The organism is Vibrio sp. 1069, from assembly GCF_033340555.1.
This window is the reverse complement of the sequence record NZ_JAWOWP010000157.1, coordinates 1-937: the sequence shown is the minus strand read 5'-3', so window position 1 is coordinate 937 and position 937 is coordinate 1. Positions and strand designations below refer to the sequence as shown.

At 47.0% G+C, this 937-nt stretch carries 1 pseudogene; it reads right to left on the bottom strand.

Features of this window, described 5'->3' with window-relative positions:
• Nucleotides 1-937, bottom strand: a pseudogene (thrA, locus tag R7040_RS25120) (bifunctional aspartate kinase/homoserine dehydrogenase I); the annotation flags it as partial.

Below are 937 nucleotides of genomic sequence, written 5' to 3'. Positions count from 1 at the left end.
TTTTCATCGACCGCGGCCATGCTCACAGTGCACTTGCCATCATTACTTTCACCAACATAACGTAGCACTTTGCCTTCTTCTGCCGCTTTCGCTGATAACTCTTTGAAGTACGCGTCCGCTTCTGGCAAACGAGCCATAAATTCATCAACACTGCCTGAATCATCAAAGCCTGGTGGTAGCGCTTGGTCAACGACCACATCTTCAAGCTCTAATGACATACCTGCTTCGCGAGCTAGGATGAGCAGCTTACGTGCAACATCCATACCAGAAAGGTCATCACGAGGATCTGGCTCAGTGAAACCATTTTCTTTCGCAATATTTGTCGCTTCGCTCAGGCTCATACCCTCGTCAAGTTTACCGAAGATGTAAGACAGTGAACCTGACAAAATGCCACTAAATCGTTCAAGCTCATCGCCTGCTGCAATCAGGTTTTGTAGGTTTTCGATAACCGGTAGGCCAGCCCCTACAGTTGTTTCGTACATTAACTTGCGACGCGAACTACGAGCGACATCGCGAAGCTGATGGTAGTACGCCATGCTTGCTGTGTTTGCTTTTTTGTTTGGTGTGACCACGTGGAAACCTGCTGCTAGAAAGTCTGCATATTGATTTGCAATGTCTTCACTAGACGTACAATCCACAAGTACAGGGTTGATGATGTGATTGCGCTGAACTAACGCGATTAAACGAGCTAGACTGAATTCTTCTGTTGCCGCAGACATGCGGTCACGCCAGTGTTCTAGTGGTAAACCTTCACTGTCGAGTAGCAAGCCTTTGCTATTTGCTAAACCACACACTCGAATCACGATACCTTTTTCTGCCAGTTTGGATTGCTGACGTTGGATCTGATCCACCAGCTCACCGCCAACACCACCAACACCAACAACAAACACATCGAGGAAGTATTTCGAGTTAAATAGGTTTTCGTGACACGCTTTGA